Raw genomic sequence first — 22,755 nt, 5'->3', positions numbered from 1 at the left:
CCGCGCACACTAGGAAAAGACGACGTGTCAGCATGGCAAGGCAAAGGTGGCTGCCGCGGAGGCTTTGTCAACACTCATCATGCACAAAGCGCCTCGGCCGCCGTACGGGGCGGCCGTCCGCGGCGTTTCGCCGGTTCTCACTTCTTGGCGGGGGTGTTGTATTCCGGGAATTCCGGGAACTCCGGGTTCGCCGGGGTGCTGCTGCCGCGAATCGCCGCCTCGCGCTGCTGCGCGTAGAGGCTGCGGACCGTCGCATAGAAGTCGATGGAGTTGCGGCGCAGATCGTCGATCTCGCGCAGCACCTGCGACCGCCGGTCGACGCCCGAAGCGCCGGTGCGGCCCCATTGCAGGCCTTCCTGATTGGCGCCGGCGGTCCAGATGCGGAACGGGTCGCCCAGCGTGTCCACGCCGTAGCCGACCGCGTCGCGGACGTTGGACGGCCCCAGCAGCGGCAGCACAAGGTACGGGCCCGAGCCGACCCCCCACACGCCCAGCGTCTGGCCGAAATCGGCCGGCTTCTCCGTCAGGCCGACCTCCGACGCGACGTCGGCGATGCCGCCGAGGCCGAGGATCGTGTTGGTCATGAAGCGGCCGGTCGCCAGTTGCGCGCCTTCGAAATTGCCCTGCAGCAGATGATTCGCGATGTACAGCGGCCCCATCAGGTTCTGGACGAAGGTGTGCACCGCCTGGCGCAGGGGGTCGGGCACGACGGCGACATAGACATCGGTCACCGGGCGGATCACCGCCTTGTCCGCCGCCTCGTTCACCGCGAAGACGACGCGGTTCGGCCCTTCCAGCGGATCGCTGACCGTGGTTTCCGCTTCGGGGGTGGCCGGCGTGGTCGCGCATCCCGCGACCGACAGGGCGAGCGCGGCCGCGGCGGCCGGACGAAGGAGGGAGCGGGTGATGGTGACCAGCTTCATCGGCGACGGCTCTTTCTGGAAGCACACTTGGCACGGGGCGCACAATCAACGCGAACCCCGGGAACCTCGGCTCCCTGGGCGGTCGGAGACAGGGCGTATCGAAACCCGACGTTGTCCGGATGAAACCGCACAACACCGGCCTGAACTTGTCCACTAACACAGGCGCAGCCGTTTGACCAGCGTGCCACGCGAGGTCACGGCCGGCAGTCTGACCAATGTGATAGGATTGCCGCGCCAGCGTCCGTCGTTTCCTTCTAGACGGCTGAAAACGCGTCAGGATGGTGCGTTTTCGGGCAGAGGGCCACCGATTGCGTGGCGGGATGCGAAAACGTGTTTACGCTGCATAAAGATATCTTTATATCTGTATCCACGATGGGGCGCGCGACGGTGCGACTCGCTTATGGAAGGCCCGGAGGGTTCCGGGAACTCGGACAGAGGGGTGCGAGCGGCGGACATGGACGATCTGCTTGCGACATTGAAGGCGGCGGCGGAAACCACGCGGCTTCGGCTGCTGGCGCTGTGCGCCCATGGCGAGCTGACCGTGACCGAGCTGACGCAGATCCTCGGCCAGAGCCAGCCGCGCGTGTCCCGGCACTTGAAGCTGCTGTGCGACGCCGGTCTGCTCGACCGCTTCCGGGAGGGCACCTTCGCCTTCTACCGGCTGGCGGAGCGCGGCGCCTCGGCGGAACTCGCCCGCGTGCTGGTGGACGCCATCCCCCCCGACGACCCGACGCTGACGCTCGACCTGGAGCGGCTGGAGGCGATCAAGCGCGCCCGCTCCGAATCGGCGGCGAGCTATTTCCGCGAGAACGCCGGCCGCTGGCACGAGATCCGCTCCCTCCACGTGCCTGAGCGCGAGGTGGAGGAGGCGCTGCTGCGCCTGCTGCCCGCCGACGGCGTGGGGGAGCTTCTGGACATCGGCACCGGCACCGGCCGCATGCTGGAGGTGCTGGGCACCCGCGCCCAGCGGGCGGTGGGCATCGACCAGTCGCGCGAGATGCTGTCGATCGCCCGCACCAAGCTGGAGGAGGCCGGCCTGCGCCATTGCCATGTGCGGCAGGCTGACATGTACCAGCTGCCGTTTCCGTCCGGCTCCTTCGACGCGGCGGTGGTCCACCAGGTGCTCCACTTCGCGGAATCGCCGGCCGACCTGCTGGCCGAGGCCGCGCGGGTGCTGCGGCCGGGCGGACGCCTGCTGATCGTTGACTTCGCGCCGCACCAGCTCGAATCGCTGCGCGCGGAGCACGCGCACCGCCGCCTCGGCTTCACCGACGATGAGGTCGCCGCCTGGTGCCACCTGGCCGGCCTCGACTGCGGCCCGGTCGTGCATCTGCCGGGCGCCCCACTGACCGTTTCCATCTGGCCGGCCACCCGCGTCGCCAAGACCACACCCGCCACCCCTTCGACCATCCTCTCCAGCAGCGGAGCCCAGCCATGACGTCCGGCATTCCGTCGGTCAGCTTCGAATTCTTCCCGCCGAAGACGGAGAAGATGGAACAGAGCCTGTGGCAGGCGATCCAGCGCCTCGCCCCGCTCGGGCCCTCCTTCGTGTCGGTGACCTACGGGGCCGGCGGTTCGACGCGCGAGCGCACGCACAACACCGTCACCCGCATCCAGAAGGAGACGGGCATCGCCGCCGCCGCGCACTTCACCTGCGTGGGCGCCACGCGCGACGAGATCGACGCCATCGCCCGGACCTATTGGGACGCCGGCATCCGCCACCTCGTGGCGCTCCGCGGCGATCCGCCGGAGACGGAGGGGGGCGTCGGCGCCCGCTATGTCCCGCATCCCGGCGGCTACGCCTACGCGGCCGACCTGGTGGAGGGCATGCGGAAGGTCGCCGACTTCGAGATCTCCGTCGCCGCCTATCCGGAAACCCACCCGGAGGCGCCGAACGCGCAATTCGACCTGGACAACCTGAAGCGCAAGGTCGACGCCGGCGCCACGCGGGCGATCACCCAGTTCTTCTTCGACAACGACGCTTATTTCCGTTTCCTGGACCGCTGCGCCGCGGCGGGCATCACCGTGCCCATCGTCCCCGGCATCCTGCCGATCACCAACTTCGCCCGCGCGGTGGAGTTCGCCGGCAAGTGTGGCGCCTCCATGCCGAAGCGGCTGGCCGAGACCTTCGACGGGCTGGACTCCGACCCGGAGACCCGCCAGCTGGTCGCCGCCACCGTCGCGGCGGAGCAGTGCCAGGCGCTCCAGGCCCAGGGCATCAAGGACTTCCACTTCTACACGCTGAACCGGTCGGAACTGACCGTCGCCATCTGCCGGATGCTCGGCGTGAAGGCGAAGCAGCCAGCCGTGTCGTAACCGGGGAGAGCGGGCAGGCGTCCGCGCTGCCCCTATGTTAGGGTGGTGCGGAGATCGCGGTCACGGAGGGGCAGGGCCATGGACAGCCGGATCGGATACGACGACGACTTCTACGCCTGGACCCAGGAACAGGCGCGTCTCCTCCGCGAGGCCGCCCGCGAACGCCTGAACACCCCCATCGACTGGGACCATGTGGCGGGGGAGATCGAGGATATGGGGCGTTCCGAGACGCGAGCGGTCGAAAGTGCGCTCACGCGCATCCTGGAACATCTCCTGAAGCTGGAACACTCCTCGGCGACCGATCCCCGCAACGGCTGGAAAGCCTCGGTCGTGGAGCACCGTGGCCGCGTCCTGCGCGATCTGAAGGCCAGCCCCAGCCTGCACGGCAAGATCGACCTGCCCGACGTCTACGAGACGGCCCGCGAACTGGCCGCGCTCGGCCTCGCCCAGGACGGCCTGACACTGCACGACCTGCCGGCCGAGTGCCCCTGGTCCCTGGAACTGATCACCGAGAAAGGCTGGTGGCCGGTGAACCGGCACGGCCTCGACTGACGTATTTCGACCCTTTTCGCCCGACCTTCCTTCCGAAACGGACCCGACCCTTCCCATGCCGCACATTCTCGACACTCTCCGCGACCGCGTCCTGCTTTGCGACGGCGGGTTCGGCAGCCGCATCCAGGCGCTCGACCTCGACGTGGAGAAGGATTACTGGGGGCACGAGAACTGCACCGACATCCTGCCGCTGTCGCGGCCGGACATCGTGCGGGAAATCCACCGCGGCTATTTCGAGGCCGGCGCGGACATGGTGGAGACCGACACCTTCGGCGCCTCCCCGGTGACGCTGGGCGAGTTCGGCATTTCGGAAAAGGCCTTCGAGATCAACCAGCGCGCGGTCGAGCTGGCGCGCGAGGCGGCGGAGACCTTCAAGGACGGCCTGCCGCGCTTCGTCATCGGCTCCATCGGGCCGGGCACCAAGCTGCCCAGCCTGGGCCACATCGCCTACCAGGATCTGGAGGACAGCTTCTTCGTCCAGGCGGCGGGTCTGATCGCCGGCGGCGCCGACGCTATCCTGGTGGAAACCTGCCAGGACCCGTTGCAGATCAAGGCCGCCGTCAACGGCATCAAGCGCGCGTGGTCCGAGGCCGGGTCCGACACGCCGGTCTTCGTTCAGGTGACGGTGGAGACCACCGGCACGCTGCTGGTCGGCACTGACATCGCTGCGGCGGCGACGGTGATCCAGGCGCTGGACGTGCCGCTGATGGGCCTGAACTGCGCCACCGGCCCGTTGGAGATGAGCGAGCACGTCAAGTGGCTGACCCAGAACTGGGAGGGCCTCGTCTCCGTGCAGCCGAACGCCGGCCTGCCGGAGCTGGTGGACGGCAAGACCCACTACCCGTTGCGCGCCGACGACTTCGCACACTGGCTGGAGCGCTTCGTGACCGAGGACGGGGTGAACCTCGTCGGCGGCTGCTGCGGCACCAACGTCCCGCACATCGCGGCGGCGAACCAGATGCTGCGCAAACTGGCCCCGGCCGGTTCGCATCGTCCGGCCCCGAAGAACCGCACGGTGCACTGGGTGCCGGCCGTCGCCTCGCTCTACAGTCAGGTCACGCTGCGGCAGGAGAACGCCTTCTTCGCCATCGGCGAGCGCTGCAACGCCAACGGTTCCAAGAAGTGGCGCGAGCTTCAGGAGAAGAACGACTGGGACGGCTGCGTCGAGATGGCGCGCGAGCAGGTGAAGGAGGGCAGCCACTCGCTGGACGTCTGCACCGCCTTCGTCGGCCGCGACGAGGTCGCGGAGATGCAGGCGGTCGTGCAGCGCTTCGTCGGCTCCGTCACCGCGCCGCTGGTCATCGATTCCACCGAATACATCGTGCTGGAGAAGGCGCTGGCGCTGTACGGCGGTAAGGCCATCATCAACTCCATCAACTTCGAGGACGGCGAGGAGCCGGCGCGCAAGCGTCTGGCGCTCGCCAAGAAGTTCGGCGCGGCGGTCATCGCCCTGACCATCGACGAGGAGGGCATGGCGAAGACGCCGGAGCGCAAGCTCGCCGTCGCCAAGCGCCTCTACGACCTCGCGGTCAACGAGTATGGGCTGCCGGCGCACGACCTGCTGTTCGACCCGCTGACCTTCACCATCGCCACCGGCAACGAGGATGACCGCAAGCTGGCCATCTGGACGCTGGAGGGCATCGAGGCGATCAGCCGCGAGCTGCCCGGCTGCCAGATCATCCTGGGCCTGTCCAACGTCTCCTTCGGCCTGAACGCGGCGGCGCGCCACGTGCTGAACTCGGTCTTCCTGGACCACGCGGTGAAGCGCGGCATGACAGGCGCCATCGTGCACGTCTCCAAGATCATGCCGCTGCACCAGATCCCGGAGAACGAGGTCAAGGTGGCCGAGGATCTGATCTTCGACCGGCGTGCGGAAGGATACGATCCGCTTCAGGTCTTCCTGTCGCTGTTCGAGGGCCGCAAGGCGGCCGACACCAAGAAGAAGGCGCGCGCCGAGACGGTCGAGGGGCGGCTGAAGGAGCGCATCGTCGACGGCGATCGCACCGGCCTGGAGGACGACCTCGCCGAGGCCATGAAGGCTCATTCGCCGCTGGAGATCATCAACACCTACCTGCTCGACGGCATGAAGGTGGTGGGCGAGTTGTTCGGCGCCGGCAAGATGCAGCTGCCCTTCGTGCTCCAGTCCGCGGAGACCATGAAGGCCGCCGTGGCGTGGCTGGAGCCGCACATGGAGAAGATCGAGGGCCAGCAGAAGGGCACCATGGTGCTGGCCACGGTCAAGGGCGACGTCCACGACATCGGCAAGAACCTCGTGGACATCATCCTGACCAACAACGGCTACAAGGTCGTCAACCTGGGCATCAAGCAGCCGGTCGGCGCGATCATCCAGGCGGCAAAGGAGCATAAGGCCGACGCCATCGGCATGTCCGGCCTGCTGGTGAAGTCCACGGTCGTGATGCGCGAGAACCTGGAGGAGATGAGTCGCGAGGGGCTGGAGGTGCCGGTGCTGCTGGGCGGTGCCGCGCTGACCCGCGCCTATGTGGAGACGGACTGCGTCTCCTCCTACGGCTCCGGCCGCGTCGCCTACGCGGGCGACGCCTTCGACGGGCTGACGCTGATGGACAAGGTGGTGACCGGCAGCTTCGACCAGCAGCTGGCCATCCAGCAGGCCAAGCGCGCGGGCAAGGCGGTCAACCGCCGCCGCGTTCTGGGGCAGGCGACCAGCGCCGCGACCGGCCCGGTGGACAAGGACGCCGCACAGGCGCGCCGCCATCGGCTGGCCGAGGGCGTGCCGGTGCCGACCCCGCCCTTCTGGGGCGCCAAGGTCATCGAGCATGTGCCGCTGAAGACGCTGGTGACGTACCTGAACGAGCGGATGCTCTATCAGCTCCAGTGGGGCTACCGGAAGGACGGCAAGTCCTTCGAGGAGTTCAAGGAGTGGGCGAAGAAGGAGCTGCGCCCCGTTCTGGATCGCATCCTCCAGATCGCCGCGAAGGAGGAGATCCTGCGGCCGCAGGCGGTCTACGGCTACTGGAAGGCGGCGGCCGAGGGCAACGACGTCATCCTGTTCGCCGAGGACGGAACCAGCGAGGTCGCCCGCTTCACCCTGCCGCGGCAGGCCAAGGAGGACGGCGAGTGCATCGCCGACTTCCTGCGCGACGTGAACGACGGGGAGCGCGACGTGATCGGCCTCCAGGTCGTCACCATCGGCCAGCACGCGTCGGAGGTGGCGCGGGACTGGTTCGCCGAGAACCGCTACCAGGACTATCTCTACCTGCACGGCCTGTCCGTGGAGATGACCGAGGCGATGGCGGAGTATGTCCACGCCCGCATCCGTGCGGAGCTGGGCTATGGCGCCGAAGACAGCCGCGACAAGGAGAAGCTGTTGCAGCAGGCCTATCGCGGCAGCCGCTACAGCTTCGGCTACCCGGCCTGCCCGAACCTGGAGGACCAGGAGCAGCTGCTGAAGCTGCTCGACGCCGGCCGCATCGGCATCGAAATGTCCGACGAGCACCAGCTCCACCCGGAGCAGAGCACCTCGGCCATCGTGCTGCACCACCCGCGCGCGAAGTACTTCAGCGTGTGATGAGGCGACGCCTCCGCTCCCGTGTTATGATGGGAGTGGAGGCACCCTACTTTGGACGACGTCGCCCCCTGGCTCGCCGAAATCCAGGCGGTGGGGGCGGAGATGGTGGCGTTCCTGGGGCTTGCTCCCTGACGGTGTAAGGCGGTTCCCAAGCGCCCAGCCTGCGCTTATCTTGATCCCATGAGTGAAACAGCCCCCACCAACGGCCCGCTGGACCTGCACCGCGAGACGGTTCGTCCGGAGTGGATCGACTACAACGGCCACATGAACGTGGCCTTTTACCTGCTGGCCTTCGACCACGCGACCGACGCGGTGCTCGACCATTTCGGCATCGGCAAGGCTTACGCGGAGGGGGAGGGCCGGTCGATGTTCGTGGTCGAGGCGCACCTGACCTACGCCCGCGAGGTGACGGAAGGTGACGGCCTGCGATTCGCCTCGCGTCTTTTGGCGGCGGATGGCAAGCGGCTGCATCTATTCCACGAGATGCACCACGAGGAGGATGGCTTCCTCGCCGCCACCGCGGAGTTCATGCTGGTCCATGTGGACCTGACGGAGCGGCGCACCGTCCCCTTCGCGCCTGAGACGGCGGAGTCGATCGCCCGCACCGCGGCGGAACACGCCCGATTGCCGAAGCCGCCGCAGGCCGGGAAGGCCGTCGGTCAGCGCACAGGCAAAAAGGCGGAGGCTGGCGCGGACGGGAAAACCCCCTAGGCGAACCGCTTTCCCGTTTGGCAATTCCCGCGCGCCAACCTATGTCTTGGCGCATGAAGACGACAATTTTCGCCGCCTTCGTGGTTTCCGCCACGCTGTCCGCCACCCTGTTCCTTCCGATCCCGGCACTGGCCGACTGCACCGACCCGGCGCAGGCCAAGGTCTTGTGGCGCCGCTGCTACTTCGACGGCCGCGACCTGAGCGGGGCCACGCTGACGGACGCCGTGTTGCGCGACGCCACCTTCCAGCGCGCCAACCTGACCAACGCCGACCTGACCAACGCCGACGGCTACCGCGCCAAGTTCGTCAGCACCACCATGCCTGGGGTGAAATTGGACGGCGCGCGGCTGATCGAGGCCGACTTCACGCGGGCCGACCTGTCCGGCGCCTCCCTGAAGGAGGCCGACCTGCGCAACGCCAACTTCGTCAGCACAATCCTGGTGAAGGCCGACTTCACGGGGGCCAAGCTGACGGGTGCCGACCTGCGCCACGCCGACCTGTCGGGGGCAACCTGGGTCGACGGCAAGACTGTCTGCGCGGAGAAATCACTGGGACAGTGCAATTAGCCGCCGAGACAGTAACGCAATTTCAATTCGTCATATAGTTGCTGCGTCGGAAAGTCGCTTGCCCCTGTCTTCGCTGCCGCGATAGAATTTTCACTTGGAATCGGGAAAGGGCTGCGGGCATGGCGGGCATCGAGGATTTTGAAAAGGCGCGCGACCTTGCAGGGCGCGCCATGGACCGCCTGCTCGCCGACCAGCTCGCGCCCAACCCGGAGAACTTCACGCTCTGGTATGCCTATTTCGGCGGCCAGCTGCCGGACCTGACGCGGGCGATCGACATCGCCCGGCGCGACGGCATCACCCTGTCGCAAACCCACTGCGACGAGCTGTTCAAGCGCTTCTTCACGCTGGACGCGGAGGCGCAGGCGATCCGCGAGACATCGGAACGCGCGCGCACCGCGCTCGGCCGCATCCTTGACCAGTTGGGCACCGTGGGGTCGGAGACGGATCGCTACGGCCAAGCGCTCGCTGGCTTCCGAGGGGAGCTTGACCAAGCACTGACCGTGGAGGAGCTGCGCGCCATGGTCGCCGCCATCGCCGCGGAAACCACCTCCATCGTGGACCGGCAGGCGCGGCTGCAAGGCCAGCTCCAGGAATCCAGCCAGCAGCTGGCGGAACTGCGCGTTGTTCTGGACACGGCGCGGCGCGAGGCGATGACCGACGGGCTGACCGGGATCGCCAACCGGCGCGCCTTCGACCAGACGTTGGTGGCCGCGGTGGAGGGCGCGCTGAAGGACGGCACTCCGCTGTCGCTGCTGATGGTCGACATCGACCACTTCAAGATCTTCAACGACACGCACGGCCATCTGGTCGGCGACCATGTGCTGAAGCTGGTCGCCAAGGTCCTGACCGAGGGCATCAAGGGCCGCGACACCGTCGCGCGCTACGGCGGCGAGGAGTTCGCCGTCGTCCTGCCGCGGACGGAGCTGACCAACGCCATCACGCTGGCCGACCAGCTCCGCGCCTCGGTCGGGTCGCGGCACATCGTCAACCGGGCGCGCAACGCCTCCTATGGCTCCGTGACGCTGTCGATCGGTGCGGCGCAGTACCGCACCGGGGAGGAACTGATGGCCCTGCTGCGCCGGGCCGACGAGGCGCTGTACGTGGCCAAGCGCGGCGGCCGCAACCGTGTGACCGCCGAGGCTCCGGGTTCATAATTCCGTTTCCGCAGGCTCAGCCGCCGGACAGCGGGCCCGACAACCGGCGGATCGCGGCGTCGGTTTCCTCCGCCAGGCGGGTGACGAGGTCCGCTGTGGTCTGGCGCCGGGCCATGCCCAGCCCCTGTCCGGCCCACAGCGACAGGAACTCGGCGCGCCCCTGCTGCGCGGCGGCGGTCCGCATCGGTCGGGTCAGCGCGTTCTGGAGCGGGAAGGGCAGGATTTCCTCCTCCGCCACCTCGCGCATGACGCGGTTGACGATGCCGCGCGCCGGGCGGCCGGAGAAGGCCCGGGTGATCCGCGTCTCGTGCGCGCGGGCGGTCAGGATCGCTTGCTTGTAGGCGTCCGGGATGCCGGCTTCGTCGCAGGTCAGGAAGGCGGTGCCCATCTGCACGCCGCAGGCGCCGAGCGCCAAGGCCGCCGCGATGCCCCGGCCGTCCATGATGCCGCCCGACGCCAGCACCGGCAGGCGCACCGCGTCGACGATCTGCGGCACCAGCGCCATGGTGCCGACCTGGGCCGCGCCGAAGTCCGCGGGGCCATCGCCGACGGCGAAGGTGCCGCGGTGGCCGCCGGCCTCGCCGCCCTGGGCGGCGACGGCGTCCATGCCGGCCCGCTCAAGCGCCACCGCTTCCTCCACCGTGGTGGCCGTGCCGACCAGCAGCATGCCGCGCCCCTTGATGGCGGCGAGGACGTCTGGGACGGGGATGCCGAAGGTAAAGCTGAAGGCCGCGGCCCCGCAGTCCAGCGCCGCCGCCACTTGATCCGCAAAGGCGTCGATGCCGAGCGCCGGCGTGCCGGGGGCCGGCAGGCCGAGTTCAGCGTAGTAGGGCGCCACGCGGTCGAGCGCGGCCGAGCTGTCCGCGGGTGGGACCGGCGCCGGCAGCGGGGCGAAGAGGTTGATGCCGAACGGCGCGCCCGTGCGGGCGCGGATCGCCTTCGCCCGTTCAGTGATCTGGGCGGGGGTGAGGTAGGCGGCGCCGATGAAGCCGATGCCGCCGGCCTCGCCCACGGCGGCCACGAGGTCCGCCGTGTCGCCGCCGCCCGCCATGGGCGCCTGGACGATGGGGTGGGTCAGGCCCAGGCGCTGGGTCAGGATCGTTTGGACCGGCATGGATTCGCCCTCCGCGATGCGTGTGATCGTGGTGGAAGGCTAGGGCGGATCGGCTATCGTGAAAAACGAATTGTTGTGATGGGGACGTTCACTGTGGGTGATGGGGCGCCGTGTTCCTTCTCCCCTCCGGGGCGCGTAGCCGACGGCCGAAGGCCGGACGAGCACCGAAGGTGATCGTAGGCGCAGCGGGGGGCGCGAGACTTGCGAGCGACCCGGTTAGGATGAGGGGCGGCCGTAAGGCCGGAAAAGCGATGCAATGAGACTGCGTTTCCGCCCTGCGGGCGCCCCCTCACCCTGACCCTCTCCCCGGAGCGGAGAGGGGAATTTGGTCACGCCGCGCGCAGCCACACGGCGGTGTCGTGGAAGGCCGCGCCGCCGCCGGGCGGAATGGGTTCGGCGGAGGTCAGGGTGTTGATTCCGATGCCCTCCACGAAGGCGGTGTTCGGCCAGATGCCCTCCACGATCACCACACCGCGCGGGACCCCGGCGAAAGGCTTGGCGTGGACGATCACGCTGCCCTGCCGGTTGCCGACCCGCACCGCGTCGCCCTCGGCCAGCAACAGGCCGGCGGCGTCGTCGGGGTGGATCAGGGCGGAGGGGCGGCCCTCCCGCCGCTGCGAGGTGACGGTTTCGGTGAAACTGGAGTTCAGGAACTGGCGCGCCGGCGCGGTGACGAGGCGGAAGGGGTGCTCCGCGTCGGTCGGGCGGCCAGGGATCATGTGGTCCGGCATCTCCGGCAGCACGTCCGCGCCGTAGGGCCCCAGCGCCGCCCAATCGGGAGCGAAGCGGAAGCGGCCGTCGGGGAAGGCGAAACCGTTCAGGAAATGCGAGGTCTCGAAGTCCGGCTGGGCGTCGATCCAGCGCTGCTCCGTCAGCGTCGCGGCGTCGCCGAGGCCGGACGCCTTCAGCATGCTGTCGATGATCTCCAGCGCGGTCATGCCGAAGCCCGGATGCTCGGCGCCGACGCGGCGGGCGATCTCCGAAATGACCCAGTGGTTCTCGCGCGCCTGATGCTGCGGCTCGATCACCTTGCGGCCGATCAGGATGTGCATCTGCCCGCCGCCGCGGTAGAGGTCGTCGTGCTCCAGGAAGGTCGTCGCGGGGATGACGAGGTCGGCGAGCCGCGCCGTGTCGGTCATGAACTGCTCGTGCACCGCGACGAACAGGTCATCGCGCAGGAAGCCCCGGCGGACGCGGGCGCTGTCCGGGCAGATCACCGCGGGGTTGGTGTTCTGGATCAGCATCGCCGTCACCGGCGGGCCGTCCTTGATGTCGTCCCCGGTCAGCACCGCGCCGATGCGCGACTGGTCGAAGCCGCGCACGGAGCTGTCGAGCCGGTCTAGTCCCTCCGACAGGGTGCGGTCGATCGTGTAGATGCCGGACGAGCAGTAGAGCGCGCCGCCGCCCTTCTGCGTCCAGGCGCCGGTGACCACCGGCAGGCAGGACACCGCGTGCATCTGCGCCGCCCCGTTGTGGGCGCGCGTCAGCCCGTAGCCGAGCCGCAGGTAGCTGCGCTTCGTGCCGCCGTAGAGGCGGGCGAAGGCGACGATCTCCTCCGCCGCCAAGCCGGTGATGGCCGCCGCCCATTCGGGCGTGCGGGTTTCCAGATGCGCCTCCAACTGCGCCACGTCGGCGGCGTAGCGGTCGAGGTAGGCGCGGTCGGCGAAGCCCTCCTTGAAGAGGACGTGCATCACCGCGCAGGCGAGCGCGCCGTCGGTGCCCGGCCGCAGCATCAGGTGCAGATCCGACACCTCGGCCGTGCCGGTGCGATAGGGGTCGATGGTGACCAGCTTCGCCCCGCGCGCCTTGCGGGCGCGGCTGACGTGGGTCATGACGTTGACCTGCGTCGCCACCGGATTGCCGCCCCAGTTCACGATCAGGTCGCTGTCGGCCATCTCGCGCGGATCGGCGCCGCGGATGTCGCCGTGGCCGGCCAGCCAGCCCATGTTGGCCGGCGTGTCGCACACCGTGCTGATCTGCCGCGAGTAGCCCTTGGCGTGGCGCAGCCGCTGGATCGCGCCGCGCTGCACGAGGCCCATGGTGCCGGCGTAGTAGTGGGGCCAGACGGCCTCGGCCCCGTATTGCCGTTCGGCGGCCAGGAAGGCTTCGGCGATGCGGTCCAGCGCCTCGTCCCAGGCGATCTCCTTCCACTGGCCGGCACCCTTGGGGCCGGTGCGCAGCAGCGGCGTCTTCAGCCGGTCGGGGGAGTGCACGCGCTCCGCGTAGCGGCTGACCTTCGCGCAGATGACGCCGGCCGTGTAGCTGTTGGCCGCAGCACCGCGCACCTTGCCGATACGGTCGGGGGCCAGTTGCTCCACCTCCAGCGCGCAGGTGCTGGGGCAATCGTGCGGGCAGGCGGTCGGCAGAAACGGGGAGGTCACGGGACAAAGCCTCGGCGCAGGGACGGGTGATGAAAGCTTAGGGCGGCGGAACCGCTTTCCGCAATCCCTCGGGATTGTTTAATTTCTGCCACATGGTTTCAATATTGCAGCCCTATCCTTGTGGAGAAGAGTCCGAAAAGGCGATATATTGCGTCGCATGATCGCCTTTTGATTTGTACTCCAACAGACGCGCGGGGGCGGGCGTCGCCAGGGGGTTTTCCATGATCGGTACGGTGCTTCGGGGTGCCCGGCGGGCGCTGGCGGCGGGTGTGTTCGGGGTGGTTTTCGGCTTCGGGATTTCAGGCGCTGCGGCGCAGGCCGTGAAGCTGGGCTATGTGGAGTTCCCGCCCTACACCCGGACCGACGGCGGGACCGCGAAGGGGAGCCTGGTCGAGGCGTTCGACAAGGCTGCCAAGGCCGCCGGCATCGCCTACACCGCGGAATCGGCCCCGGCCCGGCGCCTGTTCTCCGGCATCGCCGACGGCGAGTTCCACGTCTTCCTGGGCATCAAGTCGGTCAAGGAGTTCGAGGGCACGACGCTGGTCAGCGCCGCGCCGATCGCGCGCATCGAGCTGAACGCCTATGGCGTGGGCGACGCCCCGGCGGTGAAGGCGAAGGAGGACCTGTCGGGCAAGGCGGTCATCGCGCTGAACGGCTATTCCTACGGCGGCTGGCGGGCCTGGATGGACGACCCGACGAACAAGGTGCAGATCGTCGAGGCGCGCACCGCAGACCAGGCGCTGCAACTGCTCCAGGCCGGCCGCGCGCCGGTGCTGCTGCAATACAGCCTGCCCATGCAGCAGGCGCTGGGCGGCAAGGCCGCGCCGGAACTGAAGGCCGCGCCGGTGCAGGCGCTGGACGTCTACGTCGTCGTGTCGAAGAAGGCGCCGGACGCCGAGGCCCTGCTCGCCAGGCTGGAGAGCGGGTTCAAGGCGACCCAGTAAGGGCCGTCCGGATCGGCGGGGTGACAGTTGTGCGGCAGGGAAGGGGGGCGGGCCATGGCGTTCACGGGAACTGAGGCCGGAAAGGTCGGCGGGATGGGGCTGCGGCAACGCGCGCTGCTGCTGATAGGCGGCGTGCTGCTGGTCTATCAGGCGCTCGCCATCGCCTGGGGCGTGCACGGCTCCACCACCCAGGCGCATGAGACTCTGTCCGCCCGCGCGGAGATGGTCGCGACCCTCCAGGCCCGCGCGGCGGCCATCCCGCTCTACGACCTCGACACGGAGCAGGTGAAGGAAGTCGCCAAGGCCCCGTCCTCCGACCCGGACTTCCTCAGCTCCCTGGTGCGCGACGGCAAGGGCAAGCTGGTCGCGGAGGTGGGCGACACCAAGGCTGCGACGGGCTTCGTGGAGGTCGTGCGGCCCATCGTCGGCGGGCAGGCCGGGCAGAAGAAGGACATCGGAGAATTCGTGCTGCGCCTGCGCACCGACCGGGTGGAGGCGCGCGTCACCAGCGACGCGGTCACGCAGGTGGTGGTCGGCGCGGTCGCCTTCCTGGCGATCATGGCGGCGCTCTACATCGTCGTGTCGGCGATCACCGGCCCGCTGCTGAAGATCACCGCGATGCTCGGTCGGCTGGCCCAGGGGGACTACGCGGTCGCCGTGCCGGCGCTGGAGCGGCGTGACGAGGTCGGCGCCATGGCCCGCACTATCGACATGCTGCGCCAGAACGCCCAGCAGCGCGAACGGCTGGAGGCGGAAAAGCTCGCCCGCCAAGCGGAGGAACTGCAGCGCGGTGAACGGCTGACCCGGCTGGCCGCGGACTTCGACCGCTCCGTCCAGACCACGGTGGGGGAGGCCTCGGCCGCCGCCGCGCAGATGAAGGGCAGCGCCGGGTCCATGCTGGAAGGCGCACTGCGCGCCGACCAATGCAACGCCACGGTGGCCGGTGCCGCCGACGAGACGAGCCGCACCGTGCAAAGCGCCAGCGCTGCGGCGGAGCAGCTGACCCAGTCCATCCGTTCCATCGCGGAGAGCGTGAAGCAGTCGGTCGCCATCTCCGCCCAGGCGATCGACCGGGCCGACGCCAGCCGCCAGACGGTGGAAGCATTGGCCGCCGGCGCCGCCAAGATCGGGGAGATCACCAGCCTGATCACCTCCATCGCCGGGCAGACCAACCTGCTGGCGCTGAACGCGACCATTGAGGCGGCCCGCGCCGGGGAGGCCGGAAAGGGCTTCGCGGTGGTGGCGAGCGAGGTGAAGAACCTTGCCAGCCAGACGGCCAAGGCGACGGAGGAGATCGCCACCCAGATCGGCGCGATCCAGTCGGTCACCCAGGACACAGTCGGCGCCATCGGCGCCATCACCGAGACCATCGGCCAGCTGTCCCAGCGCTCGTCGGAGATCGCGGCGGCGGTGGAACAGCAGCTGGCCGCCACGGGCGAGATCGCTGAGCGGATCCGCACCGTGGCCGGCGAGGCGGAGACGGTGACCAGCAGCATCGCGGTGGCCGCCGACGCCTCATCCGACGTGGCTAAGGCTGCCCGCGAATCGGTGGAGGTCGCGCAGACCCTTCAGGCGAAGTTCGTCGCGCTGCGCGACGAGGTGCAGCGCTTCCTGTCGTCGATCAAGGCGGCGTGAGGGCGGGCAGGAGGCAGGAGGGCAGGGGAAGGCGGTCAGGTGAGCGGCGGTGCGACGTAGCGCTGGAAGCCCGGCCGCTCGGCGACACGGTCGTACCAAGCGCGAAGCCGCGGAAGGTCCGGCCGGCCCGCCACCTCCACCCCGTACCAGCGGCGCGCATAGCCGCCGAGAACGATGTCCGCGAGGGTCAGCTGGTCGCCCTCCACGAAGGGCCGGCCGTGCGCGAGGTGGCCGTCCAGCACGCTCCAGGCGGTACCCGACGCCTTCGCCGCTGCAGTGATTGCCGCCATGTCGCGCTTTTCCGGAGCCACGCGCACCATGCCCCAGAACAGGTCGCGCTCGGCCGGCTGCAAGGTCGCGAGCGTCCAGTCCAGCCAACGCTCCACCCGCGCGCGGGGAGCGGCGCCCACGGGGTAGAGACGTCGTCCGGCGCCGTCCGGTTCCTGCTCGGTGTGCTTCAGGGCGAGATAGCGGATGATGGCGTTCGATTCCCATAGGACGACGTCGCCGTCGACCAGGGTCGGCACGCGCCCGTTCGGGTTCATGGCCCGGTATTCGGCCGTGTCCACTTGGCCGAAATGCAGGCCGGCATCGATGCGTTCGAAGGCGAAGCCAAGCTCCGCGCAGCACCACAGCACCTTCTGCACGTTGACGGAATTCGCGCGGCCCCAGATGCGAAGCGTGTCCAACCCGGTCTCCCCCTGATTTTTGTGCCCGTCGGCCATCGGGGCCGGGGCGCTTCGAAGAACCGGGCGATTGTGCGCCGCCGGCCGAAAAAGAAAAACCCTCCGCCACGGGGGCGGAGGGTTGCGCAATTCGGGGGATGTCCGCGGGCTACATCATGCCAAGCGCGCGCGGCAGCCAGAGCGACAGGATCGGCACATAGGTGATCAGCACCAGGAAGCCCAGCATCGCCAGCAGCCAGGGCCAGACGGCCACGGTCAACTCTGTGATGCCCATCTTGGTGATGCCCGACGCGACGTAGAGGTTCAGGCCCACCGGCGGGTGGCACATGCCGACCTCCATGTTCACGACGATCAGGATACCGAAATGCACCGGGTCGATGCCCAGCTTCACCGCCACCGGGAACAGGATGGGCGCCATGATCAGGACGATCGACGACGGCTCCATGAAGTTGCCGGCCATCAGCAGCAGGATGTTCGTCACCAAAAGGAAGGCGACGACGCCGAAGCCCTGGCCGACGATCCAGTCCGCGATGGTCTGCGGGATGTTCTCCGACGTCAGGACGAAGGAGAAGAGCACCGCGTTGGTGATGATGTAGAGCAGCATCGCCGACATGTTGGCCGACGACAGCAGCACCTTCGGCACGCCCGACAGCGGCATGTCCTTGTAGACGAACACCGCGATGACGAAGGCGTAGACGGCGCTCATCGCCGCGGCCTCGGTCGGGGTGAAGACGCCGGTGTAGATGCCGCCGATGACGATGACGATCAGCAGCAGGCCCCAGATCGCCTCGCGGAAGGCGTGGAAGCGCTGGGCGACCGTCGCCTTCTCCAGCCGTGGGTAGCCGAACTTGCGGGCGCGGTACCAAGTGACGCCACCGAGCAGGGCCGCCAGCATCAGGCCCGGGATCACGCCGGCCATGAAGAGCTGGCCGACCGACGCCGAATGGGCGCTGCCGCTGGTGGCGACGGAGTACATGACCATCACGATGGACGGCGGGATCAGGATGCCCAGCGCGCCCGAGGTGGTGATGACGCCGGCGCCGAACTGGCGGGGGAAGCCCTGGCTGACCATTGCCGGCAGGATGATGGAGCCGATGGCCACAACCGTCGCCGGGCTGGAGCCGGACACCGCGGCGAACAGCGCGCAGCCCAGCACGCCCGCCAAACCCAGCCCGCCGTGCCAGTGGCCGACCATGGAGGTGGCGAAGTTGATCATGCGGCGCGCCACGCCGCCGTGCGTCAGGAAGTTGCCGGCCAGGATGAAGAACGGGATCGCCATGATCTCGAACTTCTCGATGCCCGTGAACAGCTTCAGCGCCACGGCCTGGATCGGCACCTCGGTCATGGTGAAGAGGAAGGTGAGGACCGTCAGACCGAGCGAGATGGAGATCGGCATGCCGGTCAGCATCAGGACCAGCAGCAGCCCGAAGATGATGGCGGCGCTCATCGTTTCGTCTCCTTACCGCTGCTTGTTGGACCCGTGTCCTTCGGCCCGCTATGGTGGGCGCGGTCGTGCGGGTGCAGGTTGTCGTCCATCTCGTACCAGTTGACGTCCTGCGCCGCTCGCTGCTGGTCGGTCTTGTCCTCCTCCAGGCCCTCGACGTGGCCGTGGTCGTGGTGCGGCAGCTCGCCGGTGCGGATGAAGCTCCAGGCCACCTGCAGGAAGCGGAAGCACATCAGGTAGGAGCCGAGCGGGATCGCCAGATAGATCATCCACATCGGCCATTCCAGGTCGGCCGAGGTCTGGTCGGTGTCCGCCATGTGCCAGACGAAGTTGGCGCCCAGCGTGCCGACGGTGCCGGTGAACAGCGCGCCGGCCAGAAGCCCGAAGACGATGAACTTGGCGCGGGCGGGCGTGTCCAGCTTGTTGATCAGGACGTCCACGCCGACGTGGATGCCCGTGCGCACGCCGTAGGCGGCGCCGAACTTGGCCATCCACACGAACATGTAGATGCACAGCTCCTGGGCCCAGGCGAGGTTCCAGTGCAGGACGTAGTCTTGGATCACCGGCACGCCGGAGGCGTAGCGGTGCACGACGGCGACGAAGATGATCAGCGTCGCCGCGGCCATGAGGGTGGCGATCAACACCTCCTCAAGCCGATCGAGCAATTTCATGAACATGGCGGTGGCTCCGGCGCACGGACGTAACAACCCCTCTCCCAGCCCTGCTGGGAGAGGGAGGGGCCCGCACCGAAGGTGTGGGAGGGTGAGGGCTTGGTTTTTCAGGATGACCTTGCCCTTACCCTCCCACCTCGTGGGCCCCTCCCTCTCCCGCCGGGGGCGGGAGAGGGGTAAAATGCAGTGCCTTGCGAAGCTTACATCTTGAAGCCGGCGGCTTCGGCTTCCTTGTAGATCTGCTGGATCAGATCCTTGCCGACGCGCGATTCGGCGTCCTTGTGGACCGGCAGCAGGGCCTTCACCCAGGCCGCGCGCTCTTCCTTGGTCTGCTCGTGGAACTCCGTCTTGCCGGACGCCTTCATCGCGGTCATCGCGTTGTCGTTCTCGGCCTGGGCGATGTCGTTGGCGAAGGTGGTCGCGTCCTTCATGGCGCCCTCAAGCGTCGTGCGGACGTCGGCCGGCAGGCCGTCCCAGAACTTCTTGTTCACGATGACCGCGTAGCCGAGATAGCCGTGGTCGGTCAGCGTGGCGTGCTTCTGCACCTCGTGCATCTTCTGGGTGTACATGTTCGACGGCGGGTTTTCCGTGCCATCGACGACGCCGGTCTGCAGCGCCTGGTACACCTCGGAGAAGGCCATCACCTGCGGCAGGGAACCCAGCGCGCGCATCTGGGCGTCCAGCACCTTGGAGGACTGGATGCGCATCTTCTGGCCCTTCATGTCCTCCGGCTTGATGAGCGGCTTGTTGGCGCTCATGATCTTGAAGCCGTTGTCCCAGTAGGCGAGGCCGATGATGCCCTTGCTCTCCAGCTTCTGGAACAGCTGCTTGCCGATCGGGCCCTCGGTCACGCGGCGCAGCACCGCCTTGTTCGGGAAGATGTAGGGCAGGTCGAAGACCTCGAACTCCTTGGCGCCCAGCGGGCCGAATTTGGCCAGCGACGGCGCCAGCATCTGGACGGCGCCGAGCTGAAGGGCTTCAAGCTCCTCCTTGTCCTTGTAGAGCTGGCTGTTCGGATAGACCTCGACCTTGACCTTGCCGCCGGTGCGCTGCTCCGCCAGTTCCTTGAACTTCTCCGCACCCTTGCCCTTGGGGGTGTCGGGGGCGACGACGTGGCTGAACTTGATGACGATCTGGTCCTGGGCGTAGGCCTTGCCCGACAGGGCGACCGGAGAGGCCATCAGACAGCCGACCGCCGCGGCGGCGCTCAGCAGCTTCACGAGGTTCATAGGGGACGTCCTCCACTGATCTTGTTGGGCGGCCATCGTTGAGGCCGCGGATTGTCGATGTTTTTAGCGGAGTTCATTGTTCGATAATTTCGGGCCGGGCCGCTATTGTGGAAATCCGTATCCGGAAGGATGACCCTTTGGAACCGCATCGCAGCGTCCCCAGACCATGAGCGTGAGCATTCACGGAACCGCCGGCAGCAAATTCTTTTCCGGTGCCGGCCTCGGCCACCGCGGCCCGGTGCAGGCCATGCCGGTCGTCGCCATGGTGCTGGTCGTCCTGCTGCTCGGCGTCTTCCTCTGGCTGCTGCACCGGAGCGAGCGGGAGGAGGAAACTCTCACCCTCATCAAGGACATCCTGTGGGTGGAGCAGAACCTCCATTTCCAGCTGACGTCCGACGAGGACAAGCTTGAGCAGCTTGCCGAGACGCTGGGGCGCGAGGACAGCGATTCCGCCCGCTTCGCCGCCATGGTCCGCTATGTCGTGTCGACCAACCCGGCGATCCAGCGGGTGGTCCGGCTGGACGCGCAGGGGCGGCCGCTGCTGTCGGAACCGCCGGTCGAGGACGACCCCAGCCAGGACGACGCCTTCGGCCCCAGCCCGCGCGCCGACGCCTTCCTGATCGCCCAGTCATCCGGCCGGCGCGCCTATTCAGCGCCCTACCGGCTGGAAGGCACGGACAGCGCCTTCGAGATCGTGATCCCGGTGTTCAAGGGGCAGGAGTTCGCTGGCGCGCTGGCCGGCGTGCTGTCCATCGACGCCATGCTGACCCACCATGTCCCGTGGTGGTTCGCCCAGCGCTACCAGCTGGAGGTGGTGGACCCCTACGGCGCGGTGCTCGGCGCCAAGTCGCGCATCGACGTGCCCGAGCCGCGGCGCAGCCACACCGTCGCCTTTGACCCGCCGGGCCATGGGCTGATGCTGGTCGCCACCCTGCACCAGACCGGCGGCAACGTCGGGCGCAACATCCTGGTGGCGGCGATCTTCGCCTTGACCGCCTCGGCGTTGTGGAGCCTGTGGGCGGTGCGGCGCCACATCGACCGGCGCATCCGGGCCGAGGAGGCGCTGCGTGCCGAACACGCCTTCCGCAAGGCCATGGAGGACAGCCTGACGGTCGGCATGCGCGCCCGCGACCTGGAGGGGCGGATCATCTACGTGAACCCGGCCTTCTGCCGCATGGTCGGCTGGTCGGCGGAGGAACTGGTCGGCAGCGGCCCGGTCATGCCTTACTGGCTGCCGGAGGACCGGGAACACACGGAGGAGGTGTTCCGCGCCGTGCTGGCCGGCAACGCCCCACCCAACGGGTTCGAACTGCAATTCCGGCGGTCAAACGGGGAACGGTTCGACGCGCTGATCTACGAGGCGCCGCTGATCGACGCCCGGGGGCGGCACACGGGCTGGATGGGGTCGGTGCTGGACATCACCGAGCGCAAGCGCGCGGAGGAACTGGCCCGCCGCCAGCAGGAGCGGTTGCAGCACACCGCCCGCCTGATCACCATGGGCGAAATGGCCTCCACCCTGGCGCACGAGTTGAACCAGCCGCTGTCGGCCATCGCCAGCTACTGCACGGGCTGCCTGAACCGGCTGCGCGCCGGCAGCATCCAGCCGGATGAGCTGGCGACGGCGCTCGACAAGCTGTCGGCCCAGGCCCGGCGCGCCGGGCAGATCATCCGCCGCATCCACGACTTCGTGCGCAAGAGCGAGCCCAACGTGGCGCCCTGCTCCCTGGTCGGCGTGGTGGAGGACTGCGTGGCCTTGATGGAGGCCGACGCCCGGCAGCTGGGCGTCCGGCTGGTGCTGGAATCGGATGGCGCCATTCCCGCGGTGGCCGGCGACCGCATCCTGTTGCAGCAGGTGGTGACCAACCTGATGCGCAACGGGATCGAGGCCATGGCGGGCAGCCGGCCGGAGGAGCGGGTGCTTTCGATGTCCGTTCACGCTGGGGACGGCGCGGTGATCACCCGCATTCGCGACCGCGGTTGTGGAATTTCGCCGGAAAATGCGGAAAAACTGTTCTCGCCGTTCTTCACCACCAAGACCGAGGGCATGGGCATGGGCCTGAACATCTGCCGGTCCATCATCGAGCACCACCAGGGCCGCCTGTGGTTCGAGCCCGCCCCCGAGGAAGCCGCCCAGGACGCTGGGGCCGGCGGCACCGCTTTCGTCTTCTCCCTGCCGGCCGATGGAAACGCCAGGGGAGCTGTTGGATCATGAGCGAGCCGAAGCTGCACATCGTCGACGACGACGAGGCGATCCGCGACGCGCTGGGCTGGCTTTTCCAGTCGCGCAACGTGCCGGCCGCCGTCTGGCCGTCGGCCGAGGCCTTCCTGGCGGACTACGCGCCCGACCTCGCCGGCTGCCTGCTGCTGGACATCCGCATGGACGGGATGAGCGGGCTGGAGCTGTTCGACCGTCTGCGCGACCTCGGCTGCCGCATGCCCGTGCTGTTCCTGACCGGCCACGGCGACGTGCCGAAGGCGGTGTCGGCGCTGAAGAAGGGCGCCCGCGACTTCGTGGAGAAGCCGTTCAACGACAACGATTTGGTTGACCGGGTCATTGAGGCGCTGGCCTTCGACGCCGACCAGCGGGAACGCGAGGCCGGGCAGGCGGGGGTCGCCGCCCGGCTCGCCTCGCTGACCCAGCGCGAGCGGCAGGTGATGGACCTCGTCATCGCCGGGAAGCTGAACAAGGTCATCGCCGATGATCTGGGGATCAGCATGCGCACGGTGGAGGTCCACCGCGCCCATGTCTTCGAGAAGATGGGAGTCAAGACGGCGGTGGAACTGGCCCGCCTCCTCGCCGTGGTGGGGTGAGTGCGCCTTGGCCAAGCGTCCGGCTTGACAGGGACCGCCGCCGAGCGGACGAATGAAGACGGAGGCCCGCG

At 68.4% G+C, this 22,755-nt stretch carries 18 protein-coding genes; 11 read left to right on the top strand and 7 right to left on the bottom strand.

What is annotated here, in order from left to right; genetic code table 11:
• Window positions 1-137: 137 nt before the first annotated feature.
• Window positions 138-923: an MlaA family lipoprotein gene (locus M2351_RS09540; RefSeq protein WP_264655857.1), complete on the bottom strand. Its 786-nt coding sequence runs from the start codon at window positions 921-923 to the stop codon at window positions 138-140.
• A gap of 454 nt (window positions 924-1,377) precedes the next feature.
• On the opposite strand from M2351_RS09540, the gene M2351_RS09535 reads away from it, so the two are divergent.
• The 7 genes from M2351_RS09535 to M2351_RS09505 all read left to right on the top strand — a co-directional run bounded on the left by M2351_RS09535 (window position 1,378) and on the right by M2351_RS09505 (window position 9,769).
• A complete protein-coding gene (locus M2351_RS09535) occupies window positions 1,378-2,361 on the top strand; it encodes an ArsR/SmtB family transcription factor (protein ID WP_264655856.1) in 984 nt (327 codons plus the stop codon).
• Window positions 2,358-3,239, top strand: coding sequence for a methylenetetrahydrofolate reductase (metF, locus tag M2351_RS09530; RefSeq protein ID WP_264655855.1), 882 nt, complete (start codon window positions 2,358-2,360; stop codon window positions 3,237-3,239). Before M2351_RS09535 ends, metF begins: the two co-directional genes overlap by 4 nt.
• 78 nt (window positions 3,240-3,317) lie before the next feature.
• On the top strand, window positions 3,318-3,791 hold the full coding sequence (locus M2351_RS09525) for a DUF29 domain-containing protein (protein WP_264655854.1): 474 nt from the start codon (window positions 3,318-3,320) through the stop codon (window positions 3,789-3,791).
• Window positions 3,792-3,846: 55 nt separating this feature from the next.
• Window positions 3,847-7,338 (top strand): methionine synthase, encoded by a 3,492-nt coding sequence (gene metH, locus M2351_RS09520; RefSeq protein ID WP_264655853.1) that lies wholly within the window; start codon window positions 3,847-3,849, stop codon window positions 7,336-7,338.
• A gap of 180 nt (window positions 7,339-7,518) precedes the next feature.
• Window positions 7,519-8,049, top strand: coding sequence for a thioesterase family protein (locus M2351_RS09515; RefSeq protein WP_264655852.1), 531 nt, complete (start codon window positions 7,519-7,521; stop codon window positions 8,047-8,049).
• A gap of 53 nt (window positions 8,050-8,102) precedes the next feature.
• Entirely contained in the window at window positions 8,103-8,615 is a 513-nt protein-coding gene (locus M2351_RS09510) for a pentapeptide repeat-containing protein (RefSeq protein ID WP_264655851.1), read from the top strand.
• Between the two features lie 119 nt (window positions 8,616-8,734).
• Entirely contained in the window at window positions 8,735-9,769 is a 1,035-nt protein-coding gene (locus tag M2351_RS09505; protein WP_264655850.1) for a GGDEF domain-containing protein, read from the top strand.
• Window positions 9,770-9,785: 16 nt separating this feature from the next.
• Here the strand turns inward: M2351_RS09505 and M2351_RS09500 are convergent, their stop codons facing one another.
• Both M2351_RS09500 and M2351_RS09495 read right to left on the bottom strand, forming a co-directional pair.
• Window positions 9,786-10,883 carry an NAD(P)H-dependent flavin oxidoreductase gene (locus M2351_RS09500; protein ID WP_264655849.1) on the bottom strand — a complete coding sequence of 366 codons (1,098 nt, stop codon included), beginning with the start codon at window positions 10,881-10,883 and terminating at the stop codon, window positions 9,786-9,788.
• Between the two features lie 329 nt (window positions 10,884-11,212).
• Complete coding sequence (locus M2351_RS09495; RefSeq protein ID WP_264655848.1) at window positions 11,213-13,264, bottom strand: molybdopterin-containing oxidoreductase family protein; 2,052 nt, start codon at window positions 13,262-13,264, stop codon at window positions 11,213-11,215.
• A gap of 221 nt (window positions 13,265-13,485) precedes the next feature.
• Here M2351_RS09495 and M2351_RS09490 point away from each other — a divergent pair, with 221 nt between their 5' ends.
• Window positions 13,486-14,208 (top strand): substrate-binding periplasmic protein, encoded by a 723-nt coding sequence (locus tag M2351_RS09490; RefSeq protein WP_264655847.1) that lies wholly within the window; start codon window positions 13,486-13,488, stop codon window positions 14,206-14,208.
• A 54-nt stretch (window positions 14,209-14,262) separates the two neighbouring features.
• The gene (locus tag M2351_RS09485; protein ID WP_264655846.1) at window positions 14,263-15,843 is read left to right on the top strand and encodes a methyl-accepting chemotaxis protein; all 1,581 of its coding nucleotides are present in this window, start codon (window positions 14,263-14,265) and stop codon (window positions 15,841-15,843) included.
• A gap of 35 nt (window positions 15,844-15,878) precedes the next feature.
• Here M2351_RS09485 and M2351_RS09480 read toward each other — a convergent pair whose 3' ends face one another.
• From M2351_RS09480 to M2351_RS09465, 4 genes are all read right to left on the bottom strand, one after another.
• The gene (locus tag M2351_RS09480; protein ID WP_264655845.1) at window positions 15,879-16,532 is read right to left on the bottom strand and encodes a glutathione S-transferase family protein; all 654 of its coding nucleotides are present in this window, start codon (window positions 16,530-16,532) and stop codon (window positions 15,879-15,881) included.
• A gap of 145 nt (window positions 16,533-16,677) precedes the next feature.
• The gene (locus M2351_RS09475; RefSeq protein ID WP_264655844.1) at window positions 16,678-17,976 is read right to left on the bottom strand and encodes a TRAP transporter large permease; all 1,299 of its coding nucleotides are present in this window, start codon (window positions 17,974-17,976) and stop codon (window positions 16,678-16,680) included.
• Window positions 17,973-18,650, bottom strand: coding sequence for a TRAP transporter small permease (locus tag M2351_RS09470; RefSeq protein ID WP_264655843.1), 678 nt, complete (start codon window positions 18,648-18,650; stop codon window positions 17,973-17,975). Before M2351_RS09470 ends, M2351_RS09475 begins: the two co-directional genes overlap by 4 nt.
• A gap of 194 nt (window positions 18,651-18,844) precedes the next feature.
• Window positions 18,845-19,873, bottom strand: coding sequence for a TRAP transporter substrate-binding protein (locus tag M2351_RS09465; RefSeq protein ID WP_264655842.1), 1,029 nt, complete (start codon window positions 19,871-19,873; stop codon window positions 18,845-18,847).
• Between the two features lie 172 nt (window positions 19,874-20,045).
• On the opposite strand from M2351_RS09465, the gene M2351_RS09460 reads away from it, so the two are divergent.
• Together M2351_RS09460 and M2351_RS09455 are read left to right on the top strand one after the other, a co-directional pair.
• Complete coding sequence (locus M2351_RS09460; protein WP_264655841.1) at window positions 20,046-22,085, top strand: PAS domain S-box protein; 2,040 nt, start codon at window positions 20,046-20,048, stop codon at window positions 22,083-22,085.
• A complete protein-coding gene (locus M2351_RS09455) occupies window positions 22,082-22,684 on the top strand; it encodes a response regulator transcription factor (protein ID WP_264655840.1) in 603 nt (200 codons plus the stop codon). Before M2351_RS09460 ends, M2351_RS09455 begins: the two co-directional genes overlap by 4 nt.
• Window positions 22,685-22,755 lie beyond the last annotated feature (71 nt).

Source organism: Azospirillum canadense, from assembly GCF_025961225.1.
GTDB lineage: Bacteria > Pseudomonadota > Alphaproteobacteria > Azospirillales > Azospirillaceae > Azospirillum > Azospirillum canadense.
This window is presented reverse-complemented; position numbering and strand designations above follow the sequence as displayed.

Coding starts and splice junctions, on each gene's coding strand:
- metH (WP_264655853.1), top strand. CDS start 3,847: ATGCCGCACATTCTCGACACTCTCCGCGACCGCGTCCTGCTTTGCGAC.
- metF (WP_264655855.1), top strand. CDS start 2,358: ATGACGTCCGGCATTCCGTCGGTCAGCTTCGAATTCTTCCCGCCGAAG.
- M2351_RS09455 (WP_264655840.1), top strand. CDS start 22,082: ATGAGCGAGCCGAAGCTGCACATCGTCGACGACGACGAGGCGATCCGC.
- M2351_RS09470 (WP_264655843.1), bottom strand. CDS start 18,650: ATGTTCATGAAATTGCTCGATCGGCTTGAGGAGGTGTTGATCGCCACC.
- M2351_RS09515 (WP_264655852.1), top strand. CDS start 7,519: ATGAGTGAAACAGCCCCCACCAACGGCCCGCTGGACCTGCACCGCGAG.
- M2351_RS09525 (WP_264655854.1), top strand. CDS start 3,318: ATGGACAGCCGGATCGGATACGACGACGACTTCTACGCCTGGACCCAG.
- M2351_RS09535 (WP_264655856.1), top strand. CDS start 1,378: ATGGACGATCTGCTTGCGACATTGAAGGCGGCGGCGGAAACCACGCGG.
- M2351_RS09490 (WP_264655847.1), top strand. CDS start 13,486: ATGATCGGTACGGTGCTTCGGGGTGCCCGGCGGGCGCTGGCGGCGGGT.
- M2351_RS09500 (WP_264655849.1), bottom strand. CDS start 10,883: ATGCCGGTCCAAACGATCCTGACCCAGCGCCTGGGCCTGACCCACCCC.
- M2351_RS09475 (WP_264655844.1), bottom strand. CDS start 17,976: ATGAGCGCCGCCATCATCTTCGGGCTGCTGCTGGTCCTGATGCTGACC.
- M2351_RS09465 (WP_264655842.1), bottom strand. CDS start 19,873: ATGAACCTCGTGAAGCTGCTGAGCGCCGCCGCGGCGGTCGGCTGTCTG.
- M2351_RS09540 (WP_264655857.1), bottom strand. CDS start 923: ATGAAGCTGGTCACCATCACCCGCTCCCTCCTTCGTCCGGCCGCCGCG.
- M2351_RS09510 (WP_264655851.1), top strand. CDS start 8,103: ATGAAGACGACAATTTTCGCCGCCTTCGTGGTTTCCGCCACGCTGTCC.
- M2351_RS09505 (WP_264655850.1), top strand. CDS start 8,735: ATGGCGGGCATCGAGGATTTTGAAAAGGCGCGCGACCTTGCAGGGCGC.
- M2351_RS09485 (WP_264655846.1), top strand. CDS start 14,263: ATGGCGTTCACGGGAACTGAGGCCGGAAAGGTCGGCGGGATGGGGCTG.